The 20781-nt window shown below is 69.4% G+C and carries 12 protein-coding genes; 7 read left to right on the forward strand and 5 right to left on the reverse strand.

Translation table 11 applies throughout. The features are described 5' to 3' along the window. Positions 1 to 29: 29 nt before the first annotated feature. Complete coding sequence (locus ABZ319_RS03745; RefSeq protein ID WP_354984759.1) at positions 30 to 1376, reverse strand: DoxX family protein; 1347 nt, start codon at positions 1374 to 1376, stop codon at positions 30 to 32. 208 nt (positions 1377 to 1584) lie between these two features. On the opposite strand from ABZ319_RS03745, the gene ABZ319_RS03750 reads away from it, so the two are divergent. Beyond that, positions 1585 to 2133: a hypothetical protein gene (locus tag ABZ319_RS03750; protein ID WP_354984760.1), complete on the forward strand. Its 549-nt coding sequence runs from the start codon at positions 1585 to 1587 to the stop codon at positions 2131 to 2133. An 18-nt stretch (positions 2134 to 2151) separates the two neighbouring features. Here ABZ319_RS03750 and ABZ319_RS03755 read toward each other — a convergent pair whose 3' ends face one another. Next, positions 2152 to 3630, reverse strand: a complete 1479-nt coding sequence (locus ABZ319_RS03755; protein WP_354984761.1) for an NAD(P)-binding protein — start codon at positions 3628 to 3630, stop codon at positions 2152 to 2154. Positions 3631 to 3729: 99 nt separating this feature from the next. After that, positions 3730 to 4632: an SGNH/GDSL hydrolase family protein gene (locus ABZ319_RS03760; protein WP_354984762.1), complete on the reverse strand. Its 903-nt coding sequence runs from the start codon at positions 4630 to 4632 to the stop codon at positions 3730 to 3732. Between the two features lie 335 nt (positions 4633 to 4967). Between ABZ319_RS03760 and ABZ319_RS03765 the strand changes: the two genes are divergently transcribed. After that, positions 4968 to 5111 carry a hypothetical protein gene (locus ABZ319_RS03765; RefSeq protein ID WP_354984763.1) on the forward strand — a complete coding sequence of 48 codons (144 nt, stop codon included), beginning with the start codon at positions 4968 to 4970 and terminating at the stop codon, positions 5109 to 5111. 185 nt (positions 5112 to 5296) lie between these two features. Further along, positions 5297 to 6313: a helix-turn-helix domain-containing protein gene (locus tag ABZ319_RS03770; protein WP_354984764.1), complete on the forward strand. Its 1017-nt coding sequence runs from the start codon at positions 5297 to 5299 to the stop codon at positions 6311 to 6313. A 58-nt stretch (positions 6314 to 6371) separates the two neighbouring features. On the opposite strand, the gene ABZ319_RS03775 is transcribed toward ABZ319_RS03770, so the two are convergent. Continuing rightward, on the reverse strand, positions 6372 to 7241 hold the full coding sequence (locus ABZ319_RS03775; protein ID WP_354984765.1) for an alpha/beta fold hydrolase: 870 nt from the start codon (positions 7239 to 7241) through the stop codon (positions 6372 to 6374). Between the two features lie 268 nt (positions 7242 to 7509). Here ABZ319_RS03775 and ABZ319_RS03780 point away from each other — a divergent pair, with 268 nt between their 5' ends. Continuing rightward, positions 7510 to 8994, forward strand: coding sequence for a phosphatase PAP2 family protein (locus ABZ319_RS03780; protein WP_354984766.1), 1485 nt, complete (start codon positions 7510 to 7512; stop codon positions 8992 to 8994). Here ABZ319_RS03780 and ABZ319_RS03785 read toward each other — a convergent pair. Then, complete coding sequence (locus ABZ319_RS03785; RefSeq protein WP_354984767.1) at positions 8986 to 11145, reverse strand: MMPL family transporter; 2160 nt, start codon at positions 11143 to 11145, stop codon at positions 8986 to 8988. The two genes, ABZ319_RS03780 and ABZ319_RS03785, sit on opposite strands and share 9 nt — an antisense overlap. 307 nt (positions 11146 to 11452) lie before the next feature. On the opposite strand from ABZ319_RS03785, the gene ABZ319_RS03790 reads away from it, so the two are divergent. From ABZ319_RS03790 to ABZ319_RS03800, 3 genes are read left to right on the forward strand one after another with little or no spacing between them, the layout of a single operon-like run. Next, the gene (locus ABZ319_RS03790) at positions 11453 to 17770 is read left to right on the forward strand and encodes a type I polyketide synthase (RefSeq protein WP_354984768.1); all 6318 of its coding nucleotides are present in this window, start codon (positions 11453 to 11455) and stop codon (positions 17768 to 17770) included. Then, positions 17767 to 19179 (forward strand): MFS transporter, encoded by a 1413-nt coding sequence (locus tag ABZ319_RS03795; RefSeq protein WP_354984769.1) that lies wholly within the window; start codon positions 17767 to 17769, stop codon positions 19177 to 19179. Before ABZ319_RS03790 ends, ABZ319_RS03795 begins: the two co-directional genes overlap by 4 nt. After that, positions 19176 to 20750: a glycosyltransferase family 39 protein gene (locus tag ABZ319_RS03800; protein ID WP_354984770.1), complete on the forward strand. Its 1575-nt coding sequence runs from the start codon at positions 19176 to 19178 to the stop codon at positions 20748 to 20750. The genes ABZ319_RS03795 and ABZ319_RS03800 overlap by 4 nt, the downstream gene beginning before the upstream one ends. The last annotated feature ends 31 nt before the right edge of the window (positions 20751 to 20781 follow it).

Consider the following 20781-nt stretch of genomic DNA (forward strand, 5'->3'; position numbering starts at 1 on the left):
TGTACGTTTTATCCAGGATCGAACTCGCCCTATCGCGCAGGACAGGCCGGGCGACCGGAGACACAGTTGTTGTTGGGGTACTCGTTGACCCAGTGGAAGCCTTCTCGGCGCAGGGAGAAGGCGGACGGGTCGCGGAGGGTCAGTTCGAGGACGAGTAGGTGGCCGTTCGCTTCGCCGATCAGGCGGAGGTGGTCAGAGGTGGGGCGTTCGACGATGAACGTTGCCCAGGGTGTGGCATCGGCGTCGGTGCGGGCATGGAGCGCGAGCGTGCCATCGGCGAACTCCGCTCGGGCGGAGCTGAATCGATCGGTCATCGTTTGGATGGTCACGGTGTCCTGACGGTCGAATATAATTCGTCGCCAGCGGTTTTCGTCTCCCACCAGAGGCGCGATCGACTCGCCGTCACGAACAAAGGTGGCGACTTCCCAGATCCCATACAGCTCCGGGATGTCCTGGCGCTGCTGCCAGGACACCGCGCCTTTGGCCGTGCCCGCTATGAGCAGCCACAGCAGCAGGACAATCTGCAGGGTCGCGACGACTCGACGTTGGCGGACCGTTCCACCGGCGCGGGGTGCGGTTGAAGGGCCGGTTGCGTTGCCCTGGAGAACGGTTGCGATTCGCCGAGCCTCGGGGGCCGCGAGGGCCAGGGCCATCAGCAGAATGTTGAACGAGAGGATCTTGACCGGGACGTCGTAGGTCATGTTCAGGATCCAGATCTGCGCCCCGCCGACCGCGGTCGCCAGCGCTCCCACAGCCGCTGTGCGCGGGATCAGAAGTAATACGCCGCAGAGGATTTCAGTGGCTCCGAGCACGCTTTCGTACACCGGTGACACGCCCACCTGACTCCACAGCACCTCCATGGGCGTGAGCTCGCCGAAGGGCTGGACCAGCCTCGCGAGGGACGGCGACGGCATTTGCAGCTGAAAGACTTTGACGATGCCGTAGCTCAGCATCGTCGCGGCGAGGCAGATGCGAAGAAACACCATCGACCAGCCCGCCGCCGCACGATAGTCGACGCGCTTGCGGTCCAGAACACTCCACACAACCGTCGCCACCACCGCCGTGACGAGGATGCAGAACAACAACACCCAGTCGTACGCGGTGTCACCGCTGCCGGAATCCCGCCGCACGACCTCGACCCCGAAAACCGCTCGTCCCACCCATTCGACGCCCGGCTCCGGCAACCCCAGCCCGATCGGCTTCCACCACAGCGCCATTCCCGGCAATTCCAGAATGACCTGGGTCAGGATCGCGAACAACCCGAAGTACACCAGCCCGAATCGAAACAGAACTCTGGTAAGAGGCCGCCACTCCACAGCCTCCCCCGAATCCGCCTCTGCCGCAGCCCGGCCCGACACAACAAATCCAGCACTCATCCCCGGTCCCTTTCCCCCAAGGGCACAACCCCTCCGGAAACAAGATCGCGGTACGCCGCCCGCGCGCAACAAGACCGGGCTCCGCACAACAGGAACCTCCGATGCACCCGGATCGATATCCAGTAGCGACCGTCCCGTGTCTAACGCGGTGTTCGGACCAGCCGATCTATCCGGTATCAACTGACTCTCTGCCGAAGGCTGGTGCGACATGCGTCGCATACTCTCGATATTCGTCGCGCTGTCCGCGCTGTTTCTGACCCTCCTCGTGCCGATCGGATCGGCCGGCGCCACACCGTCCTACTGCGGGCTGACCTGGGGGTCGCTCGACAAGTCCGATCCGGACCATTCGACTGCCACGTTGACCAACGTGCGGACCGGGCGGCAGGACTGCTACGACCGGATGGTCGTCGACCTCGCGGGGCCGGTCGCGGGGTACCGGGCCGGGTATGTCGACCAGGTGTACATGGATGCCTCGGGCGCTCCGGTCTCGTTGCGCGGCAGCGCCTTTCTACAGGTCGTGATATTCGCTCCCGCCTATGACAACTCGGGGAACCTGACCTACAACCCGGGCAACCGCAACGAGTTGACCAACGTCGGCGGCTACGACACCTTCCGCCAATTGGCCTGGGCCGGAACGTTCGAAGGCCAGACCACCATCGGACTGGGGGTTCGTGCCCGCCTGCCGTTCCGGGTCCTCACCCTCGACGGTCCCGGCAGCGGCAGTCGAATCGTCATCGACGTCGCGCACCGCTGGTAACTCACACCGGGGAACCGTTCATTCACCGCGGTCCGGCGACGGCGTCCGGGCCGCGCCGGGGCCGAACCAGCCCGGGATCACCTCGCGGGCGAACGTGCTGATGCACTCGGCGGTCGGTCCGGAGAGAACCTCGCCGGTGAAGTAGATGTCGTGGCGGCCCTGCACCTTCGCCACCCGGTCGAACCAGCCGGAGCGGATCGCGGATGCGCTCGGGTAGACCGGCCACTCGGCTATGGCCTCGGTGATCAGTTCGGGATTGTGGAACAGGAACAGGCTTTCCTTCGCCAGGGCCCAGGCTTCATCGGCGGTCACCGAGAGATCGGAGTTGCTGAAGCAGACCCAGTAGGGGCCGGGGTGTTGCTTGTTCGCGGCGGTGATGCGGTGCAGGGACCGGCCGGGGTCGGTATCGGTGAGGCTGCCGTGGGGGTCCATGAGCCAGAAGCCGAGGGGGTCGGGGGCCGTGGTGGGGAAGGTGACGATGTCCTCGGGCGCCTTGATCAGGTAGCTGCGGGTCCAGGTGCGGGGGCAGTTCTGCTCGGCGAAGAGGTCGTGGATGTCGCCCCGCGGGAAGATTTCCCGGATCTGCGTGGGGCGTACGGTGACGACCACGTGGGAGTAGATCGCGCTGTGCTCCGCGCCCGAGCGCTGCCAGGTCACCCGAACCTGCCGGGGACCAACGGGTTCTATCGCGGTGACGCGACTGTTCACCTGGATCTCCAAGCGGTTGTCGTCCACGATTCGGCGCAGGAAGCTGATGAAGCCCCGGCGGAAGCTCAGGGTCACCGGGCGGCGTGAACCGATCTGGGCGACCAGCGAGGCGGGCATGCGGGCGAGGAGCTCCGCGCGCCGGCCCGAGTGCAGGGACAGCAGCATCTTGGCGAGTTGCGAAACATGGCCGGAGATATGGGCATTGATGTTGATGATCGTCTCGACCGGCTGCCGGGGCCGGCGCATGTTCGCGTACAGCGCGATCCCCTGCAGCACCTCGCCCACGAGTGGGGCGTGCCGCGCCCGCCAAGTCTCCCAGGTCTCCCCCGGCACCCGGTCGAAGTTCAGCCCGCTCAGACCCGGTCCGTGCTTGGCGCGGACAGCCCGCTCGATGATGTTCCACGCCTCGACCAGCTGATCCACCGACTGCTCGGCGGTGAGCGTGGTCAGCAGCGGCAGGAAATGCGGGGGCACCGCGAATCCCGGTTTGCCGGAATCGGTTCGGGAGACGAAGTACAGCGCTTCGGGCTGGAGTTCCACCGGATGCCGCCGCACCAGCTCGTCGATGGCGGTGCCGGACATGTCCGCCCCGAAGTCCTGCTGAATGATGAGATGCGCTTGGAAATCATAGATTTCACCATCGACCTCGGCGGTTCGGCAGTATCCGCCCGGCTCCGGCCCGGCCTCCAGGATGTCGATCCGCTCGTATCCGAGCCCGCGCAACTGCGCTGCCGCCAGAATGCCGCTCTGACCGGCTCCTACGACACATACGGGTGCGGTGACATCCATGGGAGCTCCCATCGACACGAACGCGGAACCCCGAGTATGCGCCTCGGGCCGGGACCGCACCGCGGGTTCGCACGATGCGGTCCCGGCCCGGGCTTCGATTCAGCGGCCGGCGTGGATCGCGTTGGCCACCACGGCATCACCCTGGGTCGAGGGGTGGAAGAACAGACCACCGAAGTCGGCGCGGGGGTCGAAGACCCCGTTCACCCACGGGGTGGCGGAGCACAGGCCGTGGCCCGCGGTCAGGGCGCGGGCGTCGATGAACTCGAGGTTCAGGATCTGGGCGGCTTCGCGCTGGGCCCGGTCGATGCGGTCGAAATACTCGACCGCGGCGCGGCCGCGGGGGTTGATGAACGGGGCGACACCGAAGAAGTTGAGGCACACCGTATCCGAGCCCGAGACGAACAGTTCCGGGTAGCCGACCAGGACGATGCGGGCGTTCGGCGCGTAGTAGCGGATGTAGGTCACCGCGTTGCGCATGCGCTCGGCGAAAAGCTTGCCGGAGACGCCGGTGTAGTCGGTCATGCGACCCTCGTCCACGGCCTCCGGGCCACAGCCGAGCTCGAGGTTGAACACGCACTGCTCCAGCGAGTTCCACAGGGTCTGCTCGGATTTGCCCCACTTGTCGTTGAGCCCGAACTGGAGTGTCACCACTTTGGTCCGAGGCCCGAACGCGCCCTCCTCGTCCGCCCGCTTGGCCTGCATGGCCAGGGTCCAGCCGGGCCCGCTGTCGATCGAGGCCCCGGGGCACGACGGGTTCGACATCTGGTCGGTCCCGTCCACCCCCATCAGCTTGCCCAGCTGCGTCGGCCACGCGGTCGGGCCGTGCCGGCGGCAGTCGGTCTCCTGCTCGATGATGTTCCACACGTTCGCCGAGAACGAATCCCCGAGTACGACAAGCTCTTTGCCCTCGGGCGCGTCCGCTCCCGCCACCCCGGCCCCGCTCACCGACGCGGAGACCGCCACCGCAGCGGTACACAGCCACCGCACGCCATTGCCGAACACTCGAACTTCCCGCCTTATACCGAATTGCCCGCCGCCGACCTCGATGACCGATGAATCGCGCGCGATTCCATGCGGTGCGGCCGTATGAACTTTCGGCCAGACAGTACTGCAGACCCATTTCTCCGGCAACGCCTGGCTCGGCGTCGAGAGAATTCGACGGGAACTCCTCCGCTTTCCGCCCCGAGAATCCGAATGGACGCCAATTACTTTACCGGCTTGACTACCGGCCGCTCGACTGCTCGCACCGGTCCCCGACCGGCGGCGCGATTGCATTCGATCTTTCCGGGTAGCCGACGGGTAGAGCTCGGACCGAAGCGACGAAAGGACACGTAACCATGACCACCTCCCCCGATGCCGCACGTCACGATGATCGCGAGCGCGAGCGGGACGACGAGCGGCCCGAGGCCGAGCCGGACCCCATTGCCACGACCGAAGATCCGGCGGCCAACATGGACAACGAGGGCGATACTCCGAACTGACGGGTGAACAGCTCCCGGAGCGATTGCCATCCCGCCGAGTGGGACCGATTGCTCCGGGACGTGAATTCCGAGCCGGAGTCCGTTATTCGAATGCGAATTGCAACCTCTTCCATTCGGTAAGTTTTCGCAGGTCGGAAGACACCCGGGCCCTCGGGTAGCTGCCGATGTGCCGATATGCTGCGCCGGTGATCGAAGGCACCATCCCCACCCGTACCGCGCTCGTGCTCAGGCAGACCGCCGCGGCGGTCGGGGTCTCGCCGGTGCAGGTGGCCGGAGTGGAGTTGGGGGCCGATCAGGGCGATCGGTTCCGGGTGCCGATCGAGTCCGCGTGGCGCATGTGGGAGATGATCGGCGCCGCGGGCGGGCCGGGGGCCGGGTTGTGCGCGAGCGGGGCGGCCGCGCCGGGGGCGCTGGGGGTGTGGGACTACCTGTTTTCCAGCGGAGAGACGCTGGGCGAGAGTCTGCGCACGGTCATGGAATTGCGGGCCGCGGTCACCGATCCCGCTGTCGACTGGCAGGTGATCGAAGAAGGCAGGCTGCTCACCGTGCGCGTGGGGGTGGCGCAGGAGGCCGACCCGGTCTTCGTGCCGGTGGAGGAATTCGTGCTCGCGCTGGTGTTGCGGCGGATTCGCGAAGCCACGAGAACCGGCGTGATTCCCGCCCGGGTGGCATTCACGCACCGGACCAGCGCGCGGTACGCCGCTATGACCGCCGAATTCGGCACCACCAGAATCGAATTCGGCGCGACGCATTCGGAGATCAGTTTTCGCGACGGCGCGCGGCTGCCCACCGGCGGCGATCCGCGCCTGGGTGAACTGCTCTGCGATTACGCGCGACTCTCGCTCACGACGGCCCGTCCGCTGCCGAGTTGGCTGGACCGCTTTCGCACCGCCCTCGCCGAAGCGCTCACCGCCGGCGACCTGGGCCTCGGCGCTGTCGCCGCGCGCATGACACTCAGCCCGCGCACCCTGCAACGGCGACTCACCGAATTCGAGACCAGCTGGCGCGCGGAAGTGGACCGGGTGCGGCGCCAGCGCGCCATGACGCTGCTGCGCGAGACCGACCTGACCGTGCAGGCGGTCGCCGGCCGGGTGGGCTATTCCGACGCCCGGGCGCTGCGCCGCGCGTTCGTGCAGTGGACCGGCCGCAATCCCAACGAATTTCGTGCCGATCCCGCGCGCGTCCTGGAATCGGCGCGCTAGCCGCGGGTACCCCTCGTGCCTCGACCCGTGGCGGCACACCGATTCCGGCGCAGCCGATTCAGCGCTCGAGCACCGACCGGAACAGTTGCGCGGCCGCGTCGGCGGCGGCGTCGATCAGCCGGGGATCGTCGTAGAAGTCGATCTGCCCCACCGATTCCAGCCAGAGCTCGGACTTCGGGCTCGACACCGTGGCGTAGAACTTGCGCGCGAACGCCGGAGCCAGCGCGTGCTCCGAATGCACCATGACGTAGGGCACCGCGATGCGGGCGGCGGCCTCGATGGTGTCGAATTCGCTGGTGTAGGCGAAGGATTGGACCGCGAAACCGTTGGTGTAGTTCGGCACCGCACCCCGGGGCGTGCCGTAGTACTCGTACGCCTCGCGCAGCGGCATACCCACGTCGCCGCCGTCCGGGGCGACCGCCGGAATCATCTCGGCGACACCGGTTTCGCGCCAGCGCGCTTCGGCGGCCCGACCGCGAGCGATGGCCTCCGGGCTGGGCGTCGCGACCGAGGTGTCGGAGTAGTACCCCGCGACCCCGGCGAACGCCTTGATCCGCGGATCATCGGCGACCGCGCGCGCCATGTACCCGGCCCCCGCGCACACCCCGACGGCCACCACCGGCAGTTCCCGGGTCCGCTCGTCGGCGAGCAACGCGGTCACCGCCGCGCGAATGTCCTCGGCCTTGCCGTACGGATTCTCGAACTGCCGCGGCTGCCCCTCGCTCTCCCCGAAGGTGCGGTGATCGAACGCGAGCGCGGCGTATCCGCGTTCGGCCAGCGCCCGCGCGTACGCGCCCGCCGCCTGCTCCTTGACCGAGGTCAGCGGCCCGCTGGTGACCACCGCGCCGAGCGGCTCCCCCACCGGCAGGTGCAGGACCCCCGCCAGCCGGTCGCCGGCACTGGTGAAACTGAAAAGTTCTGTGCTCATCGAATCCCTCGAATCGTGTGGACCGCGCGAGCCTATGCCGGGTGCGCACGCCCCGGGGAGGTCAACACACGTCAGTGAGGGGACCTCGCACGCCAACTCCCCCATCCGGAAGTATTGCCGTCGCGACGTCGGATGAGTTCGCCCCGCGCCGGCCGGTGCACACCCCGAATCGATCCGGCCTGATTGCAACGGCCCGTTCCGGGAAACCGGGGACAACGACCGGCATCCGCCATTCCGGCGGGCGTCGCACGATGGCAGGAGGTTCGGATTGTCTGTCGACCGGCACGACATCGAAGTCCCGGCGCGGGAGGCCGATCCCGGCGCGCAGCACGAGGAACTGCTGGCCGCCGAGCGGTTCGCCGTGCGCAGCGGTGTTGCGCTGGTGGTGGCCGTGGCGGTCGGCGCCGGGTTCGGTGTGCTGGCGGTGCTGGCCCGCACGCGCTGGGAGCCCATGCAGCGGATGGACCAGCGGATCATCAACCGGGTGGTCTCGGCGGTCTCGGCGAACGACGGGCTGCGCAGCGGGCTGGAGGTCCTGACCCGGTTCGGGTCGAGCGTCACCCTGGTGGTGCTGCTCGCACTGGCCGCGATCTGGCTGGCACAGCGCGGACAGCAACGCCTGGCGGTCTACGTGATTCTCACCAGCGCAGGCGGTTTCCTGCTCAATGTGGCCGTCAAAGCGGTCGTCGAACGATTGCGCCCCGAAGTGGACAACCCCGTCTACACCGCGGGCGGATGGAGCTTCCCCAGCGGGCACTCGATGAATTCCCTGGTGTGCTACGGGATTCTGCTGCTGGTGTTCACCCCCGTGCTGGGCGCGAAGACCGGGCGCGCGGTCATCGCGTTCGTCACGCTGCTCGTCGTTGCCATCGGTTTCAGCCGAATCGCCTTGGGCGTGCACTATGCCACCGACGTGGTGGGCGGCTGGCTGCTCGGTGCGCTGTGGCTGGCCTCGGCGACGTTCGCCTACCTGCGCTGGCGGGAGGACTCGGGGCTCCCGGATGCCGGGCCGCTGCCGGGCGACCTGCCCGAGGACGACGAGCAGGAACTACGCCCCGTCCCGAATCCGCACGCCCCCATCCTGTCTCACCCGTGGCGCGGAACGGCCCGGCTCGCGGTGGCGTGGCTGCTCATCGCCGCACTGCTCATCGGCCTGGGAATGTCCATCCGGGCCCTGCAATCCGACACCACCGTGCTGCATTGGGATCACGCGATCGTGGCCTCGCTGTCCGAGAACCGCAACGGCGCACTCAATTCCGTGCTCGGCGTGTTCGGAGAGGTGGGCAATACCGCCGCGGTGATCGTCGTCGCCCTGATCGTCGCGGTCATCGCCCTGGGCGCGCGACGCGACTGGCGGCCCGCGCTGTTTCTGGCCACGGCGATGGTCGGCGAGATCACCCTGTTCCTGGCCACCACCGCCATCGTCGAACGCGACCGCCCCCGGGTCGATCATCTCAACCCGGATCTGCCGCCGACCTCCAGCTTTCCGTCCGGGCACGTCGCCGCCGCCCTGACGCTCTACCTGAGCATCGCCGTCCTGCTGTGGTTCACGACCACCGGGTGGCCCTACCGGGTCCTGGCCGGAACGGTGCTGCTGATCCCGGTCCTGGTGGCGGTGCAGCGCCTCTACGCGGGCGCGCATCACCCCACCGACATCCTCGGCTCGATCATCCTGGCCGTGCTGTGGACGACGGTCGCCTGGCGGGTCATCGACCCGGCGCCCGCGCGGGCGTCCCGCGCCGCGTCACTGTGAAACCAGGTGCTGCGCTGGGCTTTCGGGGGTGGCCGGTCGGGCGCGCCGCAGCCATCGCGGAGCCCACCAGCACCACTCGCCCAGCACGGCCATGGACGCCGGAACCAGCAGGATGCGCAGGATGGTGGCGTCGATGAACAGCGCCGCCATCATTCCGTACGCGATGTACTTCATCATCAGCAGATCCGAGAAGGCGAAGGCGCCGACCACCACGAGCAGGATGAGCGCGGCCGCGGTGATGATGCGCGCGGTCTCGGCGGTGGCGGTGCGAATGGCCTCGTGGGTGGACAGCCCCGCGGCCCGGGCCTCGGCTATCCGGGACAGCAGGAACACCTCGTAGTCGGTGGACAGACCGTAGATCACCGCGATGACCACCACCAGGATCAGGGCCATGATCGGCTGCGGGGTGAATTCGAGCAGACCCGCGCCATGTCCTTCGATGAAGACCCAGGTCAGGATGCCCAGGGTGGCCCCGAGCCCGAGGGCGTTCAACAGCGCCACCTTCAGCGGCAGCACCACCGAGCCGAAGGCCAGCCACAGCAGCACCGAGGTGGTCAGCAGCACGATCGCGAGCATGAGCGGCAGCCGATCCGCCAACGCGCGCAGGCTGTCTCGCAGTATCGCGGGAGAACCGCCGACCAGCACGGTGGCGTCGTCCGGGACCGCGATGGCGCGCAGGGCGTCGACGGTGGGGCCCGCGGCGTGCGGGTCCACCAGCGGCGCTTCGGTGGTGAAGACGTCGGGCAACTCGGTGCTGCGCCGGGGTACGCCGAAGGGAGCGGCCAGACCCGGGACGGAATTGGCCGCGGTCCAGACCGCGCCCGCCGCGGTGGGATCGGAGGTCCGGATGATCAGGTGGACCGGATCGACGCGGCGCTGGGGGAACAACTCGTCGAACTGCTCCTGTGCCACCCGTGTGGGATGGTCCGGCGGCAGGAACCGTTCGCTGATGCCGCCGAAGCTCATATCGGCGATCGGGGCGATGAGCAGCAACAGCCCGGCGCACACCGAAACCAGCACCGCGACAGGGTGTTTCACCACACCGGAGATGAGCCGATACCACCGCTGTCCGGATCCGCGACCCTGGAACCAGCTCACCCCCAGCAGATTCACCCGCCGCCCGAGCAGTGTCAGCAGGGCGGGCAGCACCGTCAGCGCGGTGATTGCGGCCAGCGCCACCGTCACCATCGCCCCGATCGCGAAGGAGCGCAGGAAGTTCTGCGGGAACAGCAGCACGCCGCCGCTGGCCGCGACCACGATGATCGCGGAGAACCCCACCGTGCGCCCGGCCGTGGTCACCGCGCGCCGGACCGCGTCGTTCACCTCGTCGCCCGCCTCGAGCTGCTCCCGGAAACGACTCACGATGAACAGCCCGTAGTCGACCGCCAGCCCGAGCCCGATCATCGAAACGACCGGTGAGACGAAGGAATTCACGTCCATGCCGATCGCGACGACCCGCATGACGCCCCAGGCGGCCAGCACCGTCAGCGCACCGATCACCAGCGGCAGCGCGGCGGCCACGACACCGCCGAAGACGAAGAACAGCAGCACCGCCACCGCCGGAATGGCCAGCAGTTCCATGCGCAGCTGATCCTGCACCATGGTGTCGTTGAGCGCGCCGCCCACGGCCTGCCCGCCCGCGACCTGCATATCCACCCCGTCGAGGTGGAACGCCCCGGCGACCGTGCGGTAGTCGCGCATGATCGCCGTCTCGTCGTCGCCGGTCAGGGCGATCGAGGCGAAACCGTACTGCCGATCCGCGGTGCCGAAGACATTGCGCTGCGCCACACCGGTTTCGGTCGGCCAGTAGGCCCCGTTCACCTTCGAGATCTCGCCGGGATGCTCGCGCGGCAGGCTGTCCAGGAAGCCGGACACGGTGGCCGCGAACCCCGGATCATCGATCGTCGCACCCTCGGGGGCGCGGAACAGCAGGATCACGTCACCGGCGCGGTCGCGTCCGAAAGCGCTCTCGCGCAACCACGCCGCGCGCACCGACTCCGAGCGCGGATCGTCCCAGCCGCCCGAACTCAGCTGCTCGTGCAGACCCAGCCCGTATCCGCCGAGCGCGAGCAACCCCGCCGACACCAGGCCCAGCACCAGCAACCGCCGGCGCACGACGAAATCCGCCCACAGCGCGAACCCGATGAACAAAGATCAACTCCAGAGATTCGTGGGTAACGCGCGCCGATGCTACCGAATCCCGAACGCCCGCACGGGGTACACGATCGCATTCGTGGCGCCTCACAGTGCGCCGGACGAACCTTTGTGGCCGTGGATCAACCTGGCCGCTCACAAGACGAAACCCCTTGTGGCAGCGTTAATATCGGCCGCACCACAGCGCGGTGGGCGGCCGATCTCCCCGGCCGCGAGATCCGGTCGTGCCGCACCTCCGGATGATCCGGCGTCGTTCCCCTTCGAGAGACCGCCGTATTTGCGCGCCCCCTTCGAAAGGAAACCTATGTCGGATATCGCTGTCGTCGGTATCGGGTGCCGTTATGCCGGCGGAATCGATTCACCGCAGAGTTTCTGGGATTTCGTGGTCGAGAAGCGGGACGGGGTCGTGGAGATACCGGCCGGCCGCTGGGATTACCGGCGCTGGTACGACGAGGACCGGCGGGCTCCGGCCCGCAGCTACACCAAGCACGGCGCGTTCCTGACCACCGATCCGTGGGAGTTCGACCCCGACTTCTTCGGCATCTCCCGCCGGGAGGCCACCGGTCTCGATCCGCAGCAGCGGCTCCTGCTCGAAATCACCTGGGAGGCACTCGATGACGCGGGTGTGGCGGCCCGCGCGGCCGGTGCTCCCGTCGGGGTGTACGTGGGCGGATTCGTGGTGGACCAGTCGGTGGTCGGGGTCGTGGGCCCGGCGCTGCCGCAGGTGGACATGCACACCGCCGCCAGCGCCTCCTACACCATGCTCTCCAATCGAATCGCGTACGCGCTCAACCTGACCGGCCCCGCGCTCACCGTCGACACCGCCTGCTCGTCCTCGCTCGTCGCGGTGGATCTGGCCTGCCAGGCGCTCGATCGCGGCGACTGCGCGGTGGCGCTGGCGGGCGGGGTGAACATCATGCTCCAGCCCGAGACGTTCGTCATGATGTGCAAGGGCGGGTTCCTGGCCGCCGACGGCCGGTGCAAATCCTTCGACGCCGCGGGTGACGGCTACGGCCGCGGCGAGGGCGGCGGCATGATCGTGCTCAAGCGGCTCGACGACGCGGTACGCGACCGCGACCGGATCTACGCGGTGATCAAGGCCAGCGGGACCAATCAGGACGGGCGCACCACGGCCATCACCGTGCCCAACGCCACCGCGCAGGAGTCGCTGGCTCGAACGGTCTGCGCCCGTGCGGGATTGGATCCCGAGGACATCACCTACGTGGAGGCGCACGGCACCGGCACCCCGGTCGGCGACCCGATCGAACTGCGCGCCCTGGGCCGGGTCTACGGCGCTGCGGGCGGGCGCGCGGGCACCCTGGGCGTGGGCTCGCTCAAGGCCACGCTCGGCCACACCGAGGCCGCGTCCGGCGTGGCGAGCGTGATCAAGTCCGCACTCGCCATCTCACACCGCACCATTCCGCCGCAGGGCTGGTTCGACACCGCCCACCCGGACATTCCCTTCGCCGAGCTGAACCTGCACGTCCAGCTCGAGCCCGAACCCGTGGACCCCGCGGTCGAGCGCATGACGATCGCGGTCAACGGGTTCGGTTACGGCGGCACCAACGCGCACGTCATCCTGACCGAGCATGCCGCGGCGGCGGGTCCGGAACCGCACGCCTCCAAGCATTTCGGGGTGCTGCCGGTGTCGGGGCGCAGTCCGGCGGCGGTGCGCGAGCTGGCCGGGCGATTCGCCGATCTGCTCGCCGCAGGCGCGGACCGGGATCACCTGGCCGAGGCGGCGTGGACCCGCATGGCCCATCATCCGTACCGCACCGGGGTCCCCGTCGGGGACGACCTCGGGCGGGAATTACGTCGCTATTGCGCGGGCGACGGCAGGGACGCGGTGCGCACCCTCGCGCACCGCGTTCCCGAGCCGGTCTTCGTCTTCTCGGGCATGGGCCCGCAGTGGTGGGGTATGGCGCGTGAATTGCTCGGCGCGGATGGCGTTTTCGCGCGCACCGCGCGCCGCGTGGACGAGGCGTTCGCGGCGGTGGCCGGCTGGTCGATCGTCGAGGAGCTGCTGCGGCCCGAGGAACAATCCCGGGTGACCGCCACCGAAGTGGCCCAGCCCGCCAACTTTCTGGTGCAGGTCGCGCTGGTGGACGCGCTGGCCGAGTTCGGCGTCGTCCCGGCCGCCATCGTGGGCCACAGCGTCGGTGAGGTGGCGGCCGCCTACGTCGCGGGCGTGCTGTCGCTCGAGGACGCGGTGACCGTCGCGTATCAGCGCGCTCGCCTGCAGGCCACCACGGCCGGGTCCGGCGGGATGCTCGCGGTCGGTCTGCCCGCCGACCGGGCCGCGGCCCTGGTCGAGGGCGATGAGCGGGTGGACATCGCCGCCATCAACAGCTCGGGCTCGCTGACGCTGTCCGGCGATGTCGACCGACTGGACGAGATCGCCGAAACCCTCACCGATGAAGGCGTATTCGCGCGCCGACTGCATGTGGAGGTGCCGTACCACAGTCGGCTGATGGATCCGATCCTGGACGAGCTGCGCACCGCGCTGGCCAACATCACCCCGCGCGCGCCCCGGCTGCCGCTGTATTCCACGGTGACCGGAGCGGTTGTCACCGAGGGGAACTGGGACGGTGACTACTGGTGCGCGAACGTGCGGCAGCCCGTGCGTTTCGCGGCCGCCATCGCGGCCCTGGCAAGCGCCGAACACCGGGTCTTCCTCGAGGTCGGCCCGCATCCGGTGCTGTCGGGCAACATTCGCGAGGTGCTGCTCGGGGTCGACGACACCGGCGTCACGGTCGCGACCCTCGATCGCAAGCAGCCGGATTCGGTGAGCCTGCGCCGCACACTCATCGGCCTGTACGCCGCGGGCGTCCTGAACGCCGACACGCTGTTCCCCGCCGATCATCCGGTGACCGCGCATCTGCCGCTCCCCCGCTACCCCTGGCAGCACGTCCGCCTGCACGCCCCGCACCCGCTGTTCGAGCAGCTGCGCCTGGGCACCCCGGGCGGCTACGCCATGCTCGGCGATCCCGATCTGGAGGGCCGCTCCGGCTGGCAGTTGCAGGTCGGGGCGCAGACCCTGCCGTGGATCGCCGATCACGTGGTCGCGGGCTCGCGAATCCTGCCCGGCGCGGCGTATCTGGACGCCGCGCTCAGCGCCGCGGCGGGCCGCTCCCGGCACGGGCGGGTGGCGCTCGAGGGCGTGCGATTCGTCGCGCCGCTCATCATGGCGCCCTCCGATATTCCGCTGCTGGAAACCAGCGTCGAGGATTCCAGCGGGCGCTTCCTCATCCGCTCGCGCGCCGCGACCGGCTCGGTATGGACGGTGAACGCCACCGGCCGCCTGCTGACCGACGGCTACGAGCCCTCGAAAGTCACGGTTCCCGAGGATGATTCGGCCACCGAGTTCGACCCGGAACTGTTCTACGCCGCCCTGGCCGCGCGCGGGCTCCAGTACGGCCCCGCGTTCCGGCGGGTGACCTCGGTGCGCGCCACGGTCGACACGGTGGTCGCCGCGGTGGACGCCGCCATCGGCGTCGATTCCGGGCATCTCGCACATCCCGCCGTGGTCGACGCCGCCATGCAGACGGTCGCGCTGCTGTTCGCGGACGCGAGCATGGGCGAGGGCGCGATGGTGCCGGTCGGCGTCGAGGACGTGCGCCTGTACGGTCCACTGCCCGAACACATCACCGTGGTGGCCCGCCGCGATCGGTCGACGTCGCTGTGCGCGGACGTGGACCTGCTCGACCAGGATCGCAACCTGTGCCTGCGCCTGATCGGCGTGCGGGTCGGGGCGCTCAATCCGGGTGCGGACCCGCTGCGCCGCATGGTCGACTTCTTCTACACCGACACCATGGAGCAGCGCGACCCGCTCGATCCCAGCGCACTGCCCCCGACCAACGGCACCGCCAGCGTGGTGGTCGCGCTGGGCCCCGGCGGCCGCGCCGATCGGCTCGCCACCGTCCTGCAGCCGTCCCGGTACCTGCACGCCGATGCCGCCGACGCCGAACTGGAAGCCGAGCTGACCGCCCACCTGGCGGCGGCCGCGGCCGAACCCGGTGTGCGCCAGGTGCACGTCTGTGTGGTCGCGGGCGCGATCGAGGACGACCTGGCCGCGCTGTGGGCGTTCAAGCGCATCGCCGTCGCCGTGGACGAGTACGCCGCCGCCACCGAGGACGCGGACGCGATGTCCACCGAGGCAGGCCGCTACCGCGCCACCCTGATCACCGAGCGCGCCTTCACCCTGCCCGGCAGCACGGTGCTGCCGAACTCGGCGCAGGCGGCCCTGGCCGGAGCCCGGCGCGTGCTGCTCAACGAGCAATTGCGCCTGCGCTGGCGGCTGGTGGACATCGAGCCGGGCATCGCCCTGATCGATCTGATCACCGAACTCGCGGTGCCGGGGGCGTTCACCCTCGACAACTCCGACGAGATCCTGTTGCGCGGCGGCAAACGCTGGGCGCCGGTGATCCAGCGCGCGCTGCAGGACCGGGTCGACGTCCTGGACACCGCGACCCCGCTGGCCGATCCGGACGCCAATTTCGCACTGGAACAACCGCGTTCGCGACTGCTCTCGGCACTGACATGGCGGGCCTGTGCACGGCCTGATCCCGGTCCGGGCGAGGTCGAAGTGCGCATGCGGGTGGTCGGGCTCAACTACAAGGACCCGCTCAAGGTCATGGGCATCCTCGGGGAACGCGAACTCGCCGCCACCTTCTTCGGCACCGCGCCCGGTATGGAGGGCGTCGGCACGGTGGAACGCGTCGGTCCCGGGGTGGCCGGGGTCGCGATCGGCGATGTGGTGGCCGTGGCCGCCAAGGACATGATGCGGCGCTTCCGCATCGTGAACGAGCACCTGGTGATCCGCCTGCCCGCCGGGGCCGAGCCAGAATTGTGCACCAGCACCACCGCTTTCGGAACCGCCGAGTACGCGCTGCTCGATCTGGCCCGGCTGTTGAACGGCGAGACGGTGCTGATCCACGGCGCGGCAGGCGGCGTCGGCTCGGCGGCCATCCAGGTCGCGAAGGCGCTGGGCGCGCGGGTCATCGGCACCGCGGGCACCGATGAGCGCCGCGCACACATCCTGGAGCTGGGGGCCGATCACGCGCTGAATTCGCGGTCGCTCAATTTCGCCGACGACGTGCTGGCCCTGACCGACGGGCAGGGCGCGGACGTGGTGCTGTCCACCGCGCCGGGCGAGATCCTGCGCCAGAACTTCAAGGCCGTGGCCGAATTCGGCCGGATCGTGGAGGTCGGCAAAGCCGACGTCTACACCGGCGGCCTGCTCGAACTCGCCAACTTCGACAAGAACCTCACCTATTTCTCCATCGATCTGGACCGCATGTGCGCGGTGCGGCCGCGGCAGTTGGCCGAGCTGCTGCGCCGGGTCTACAGCAAGATCGAGGCCGGGTTCTATCGCGCACTGCCCTACGAGAGCTTCGAAACCCACGAGGTGGCACAGGCTTTCGACGAGGTCATCCGCTCCACGCGAACCTCGCGGGTCGCCCTGCGCATCGACGCGGAAGCCCCGCCGGTGCGGCCGAACCTGCCCGAGGTCCGAATCGACGGCGCGGCAACCTATCTGGTGACCGGCGGCTTCGGCGGCTTCGGCCTGACCACCGGTCGCTGGCTGGTGAGCAAGGGCGCGCGCCGACTGGTGCTCGTCGGTCGCAGCGGGGCGGCCACGGCCGCCGCCCGCCAGCAGATCGCGGCCTGGCGCGCGCTGGGAGTCGAGGTCGTCGAGGAGGCCGCCGACGTCACCGATTTCGCGGCGGTGGCCGGTTTCGTCGCCCGGGCGCACAGCGCCGCCCATCCGCTGCGCGGCATCTTCCACGCCGCGGGCGCGGTGTCCGACAATCGCGTGGCGGCCATGGATCTGGATCAGCTCGCGCGGGTGTACCGCCCGAAGGTGCACGGTGCGCGCGCCCTGCACCGCGCGGTGATCTCCGCGGGCATCGATCTGGACGCCTTCGTGCTGTATTCCTCGGGCGGCTCCATGTTCGGCATCTTCGGCCAGTACAACTACACCGCCGCGAATGTCGCGGTGGAGGCGCTGGCCGAGCAGTGGGCGCGCACGGGTGTGCCCGCGCTGTGCATCGGCTGGGGCCACATGTCCGGCGCGACCGGCGGCATGGCGGCGGAGGAGAAGGTCTCCAAGTACCTCGACCTGGTCGGGTTCGCGCCCATCGACATGTCGGACGGCACGTCGTATCTGGAGCAGTCGCTGCGCCTGGGCGTGACCCGGGCCGCGATCATCCCCACCGACTGGGGCAAGCTCACCGCCGCCTTCCCGCAGATGGCCCGGATCGGCCGGGTCGCGACCCTGGTGGCGACCTCGGTCCGGGACAATTCCGCACTGGCGCAATTGAAGACCGAGTTGGGCGCCCTCGAGGAGAGCAAGCGCGGGCAGGCCGTGGCCCGGATGCTGGCCGATCAGCTGGCGGTCGTCATGGGCGTGGCCCCAGAATCGATCGACCTCACGGTGCCGGTCCCCGAACTGGGCCTGGATTCGCTCATGGCCGTCGAATTCGGTGCGCGCGTGGCCAAACAGCTCGGGATCGAACTCATGTCGCTGCAGATGGGCCGCACGTTCAGTCTGCTGCAGGCCGGGCCCAAGGTGGCCGAACTAATCCTGGCCACCGGTGAGCCCGTCGGAGCCCATCCGTGACCGAGATCGCCGCCGATCAGCGCGCCGAGCCCGGCGGCGCGACCGCCTGGCTCGGCTTCGCCGGCTGCCTGATCGCGGTGTTCATGCAGATGATCGATGTGACCATCGTGAACACCGCGCTCCCGGCCATGACCGCGGACCTGTCCGCGACTCGGCAGCAGCAATTGCTGTTCGTCACCGCGTATTCGCTGGCCTTCGCCTGCACGCTGCTCACCGCGGCGCGCCTGGGTCAGCTGCTGGGGCGGCGGGCCATGTTCTTGGGTGCGGTGGTGGCGTTCACCGCGGCCTCGGTGTGGTGTGGAATGGCGGACAGCGCCGTGGAACTGGTGGCCGCGCGCACCGTGCAGGGCGCGGCGGGCGCGGGCATGGGCGCGCAGACCATCGCCATCCTGACCGCCACCTTCCCGCGTCGCCTGCACGGGCAGGTCTTCGCCCTCTACGGCGGCGTCGCGGGCTTCGCGGGCATGCTCGGACCGATCCTGGGCGGGGCGCTGGTGACCGCGAATCCCTGGGATCTGGGCTGGCATTCGGTGTTCATGATCAACCTGCCGCTCGGCGTGCTCGCGTTCGCGCTGGGCGCGCGATACCTGAAACTGGGCAGGCCACGCGAACGGGTCCGCTTCGATCCGGGCGGTGCGGTCCTGTCCACCGTGAGCCTGTTCGCCCTGCTGTACGCGCTGACCGATCTGCAACAGCACGGCTGGCGCGCGGTCACCGCGGTTCAACTGGGCGTCGCGCTGCTCTGGGGCGCGGTGTTCATCGCCCAGCAGCGCCGCGCCACCCGGCACGGCGCCGACCCGCTGCTGCGCTTCGACCTGTTCGCCGACCGCGGTTTCGCGATCGGCGCGGGCCTGGTCGCGGTGTTCTTCGGGCTGTTCACCGCGTTCGTCTTCACCGTGTCGGTCACCCTGCAGGACGAGATGGGCCTCTCGCCCTGGCATACCGGCCTGCTCATGACCCCGTTCGCACTCGGGGCGGGAGCGGGCGCGGTGGTGTCGCCGATCGTGGTGGGACGGTGGGGCGTTCGTACCCTGGCGGCGGGTATGGCGCTGTACGCCGGCTGCATCGCGTTCGGCACCACGTACCTGTACGTAATGGAGAGCGTGCCCGCGCTGCCGCTGGCCGCCGGGCCGATCTTCCTGTCCGGCTTGGGCGTCGGGCTCTTCGGCGTGCAATTGCAGCCCATCATGTTGTCCGCCCTGGACCAGGCACGCATGGACGCGGCCTCGGGTCTGCTGCCGACCGTCGAGCAGATCGGCAACGGGCTGGGGCTGGCCCTGTTGAGCGCGGTGTTCTTCCGTTCGCACAGCATGACGGGCAGCATCACCATGTTCGCGGCCATCGCGGTGGTGGCGGCGCTGCTGGCGATCGCGACCCTGGCATTGCCCGAACCGGCGGCGCGGCAATGACGTTCCCGCGTGCAGTCGATCCCGGGCACACGGCACGGCCGGCGCGGCATGCGCCGGACGAACCGCCCCCGTTCGCCCGGCGCGCGGTCGCCATCGTCACCGCGGCCGCGGGCGTGTTGTTCGCGGCCGGCCTCGGCCGGTACGAATTCGGCGGGGACGAACTGTATTTCATCGCGGCCGGAAAGCATCCCGCCTTCGGCTACGCCGATCAGGGCCCGCTGATACCGCTGCTCGCCGCCGCCGCGGACGCCCTCGACCCCGGTTCCACCGTGGCGCTGCGGCTGCCGGCGCTGGTCGCGACCCTGGTCGCGATCGTGCTCTGCGCCGCGATCACCCGCGAATTCGGCGGCGGCCGCGCCGCGCAGACCCTGGCGGCGCTGGCCTACGCGGCCACGCCCGCCGCGGTCATGCAGTCGGCGATCCTGACCACGTTCGCCCTGGACGCCACGTTCACCGCCGCGATCAGCTGGCTGCTGATCCGCTGGGTGCGCACCCGGCGGGACCCGCTGCTGGTGGCGGCGTGGCTGGTGGCCGCCCTGGATCTACAGGTGAAATGGCTGGTCCCCCTGGTATGGGCGGGGCTGATCGCGGGCGTGCTGCTGTTCGGTCCGCGGGAGATGCTGCGCCGCGGAGCTTTCTGGCTCGGGGCCGCGCTGTTCACCGCGGCCGCGCTGCCCACGCTGTGGTGGCAGCAGGTCAACGGCTGGCCGCAGTTGGGGATGGGCGCGGTGATTCGCGGTGAGCAGCTGGCCACCAGCGGTGGAACCTGGGCCATGCCGTGGCAGATCATCATGGTGACCGGGCCGATGGGAGCACTGCTGCTGATCGGCATGTGGGCCGGGGCACGCTGGGAGGCGCTGCGCCCCTATCGATTCCTGATTCCCATCGTGTGTGCCTGGCTGCTGGCCGTGCTGCTCGGTGGCCTGCGCACCTACTACGTGGTGGGCGCGTTCCCCGGATTGTTCGCGGCCGGCGCGGCATATCTGGCCTGGCGCGGCGTCGGATCCCGGCTGCGCGCCTGCGGTCTCGCGCTGGTGGCGCTGGGTGTGGCGATCAGTGTGGTGGCCGTGCTGGCCCTGCCGATCTCCGAGACCCACCTGCGGCCCACCGACACCTACGCCCAGATCGACTGGCGCGCACGACTCTTCGGCCCCTCCGGTTGGAACGACCTGCTCGCGGGCGTGGAGGACGCGCACGGCCGGGTGCCCGCCGCCGAACGCCCCGGGCTGATCATCATCACCCAGAACTATTGGCAGGCCGCCGGACTCGAACACTTCGGCCGCACCGTGCGCCTGCCGCCGATCTACAGCCTCAATCGCGGCTACGGGTACTTCCCGCCGCCGCCCGACACCGCGACCACCGTGCTGTACGTGGGCGTCGACGCCCCCGACACGGGGCTCGGCGTCGAGTGCGCCGAAGTGATCGCTCTGACCCGTATCGACCGGCCGCTCGGCTTCCCGAGCGTGAATCGCGATGTGACGGTGTGGTTGTGCCGCGAACCTCGGGTGCACTGGTCCACCGACTGGCCGAGCCTGCGCACCCTGCGCATGGTCGACGGCACGAGCAAGTGACAGTGCCGGACTCCGGCAGCAACGAACAGGG

The organism is Nocardia sp. NPDC005978 (genome assembly GCF_040614455.1).
Classification (GTDB): domain Bacteria; phylum Actinomycetota; class Actinomycetes; order Mycobacteriales; family Mycobacteriaceae; genus Nocardia.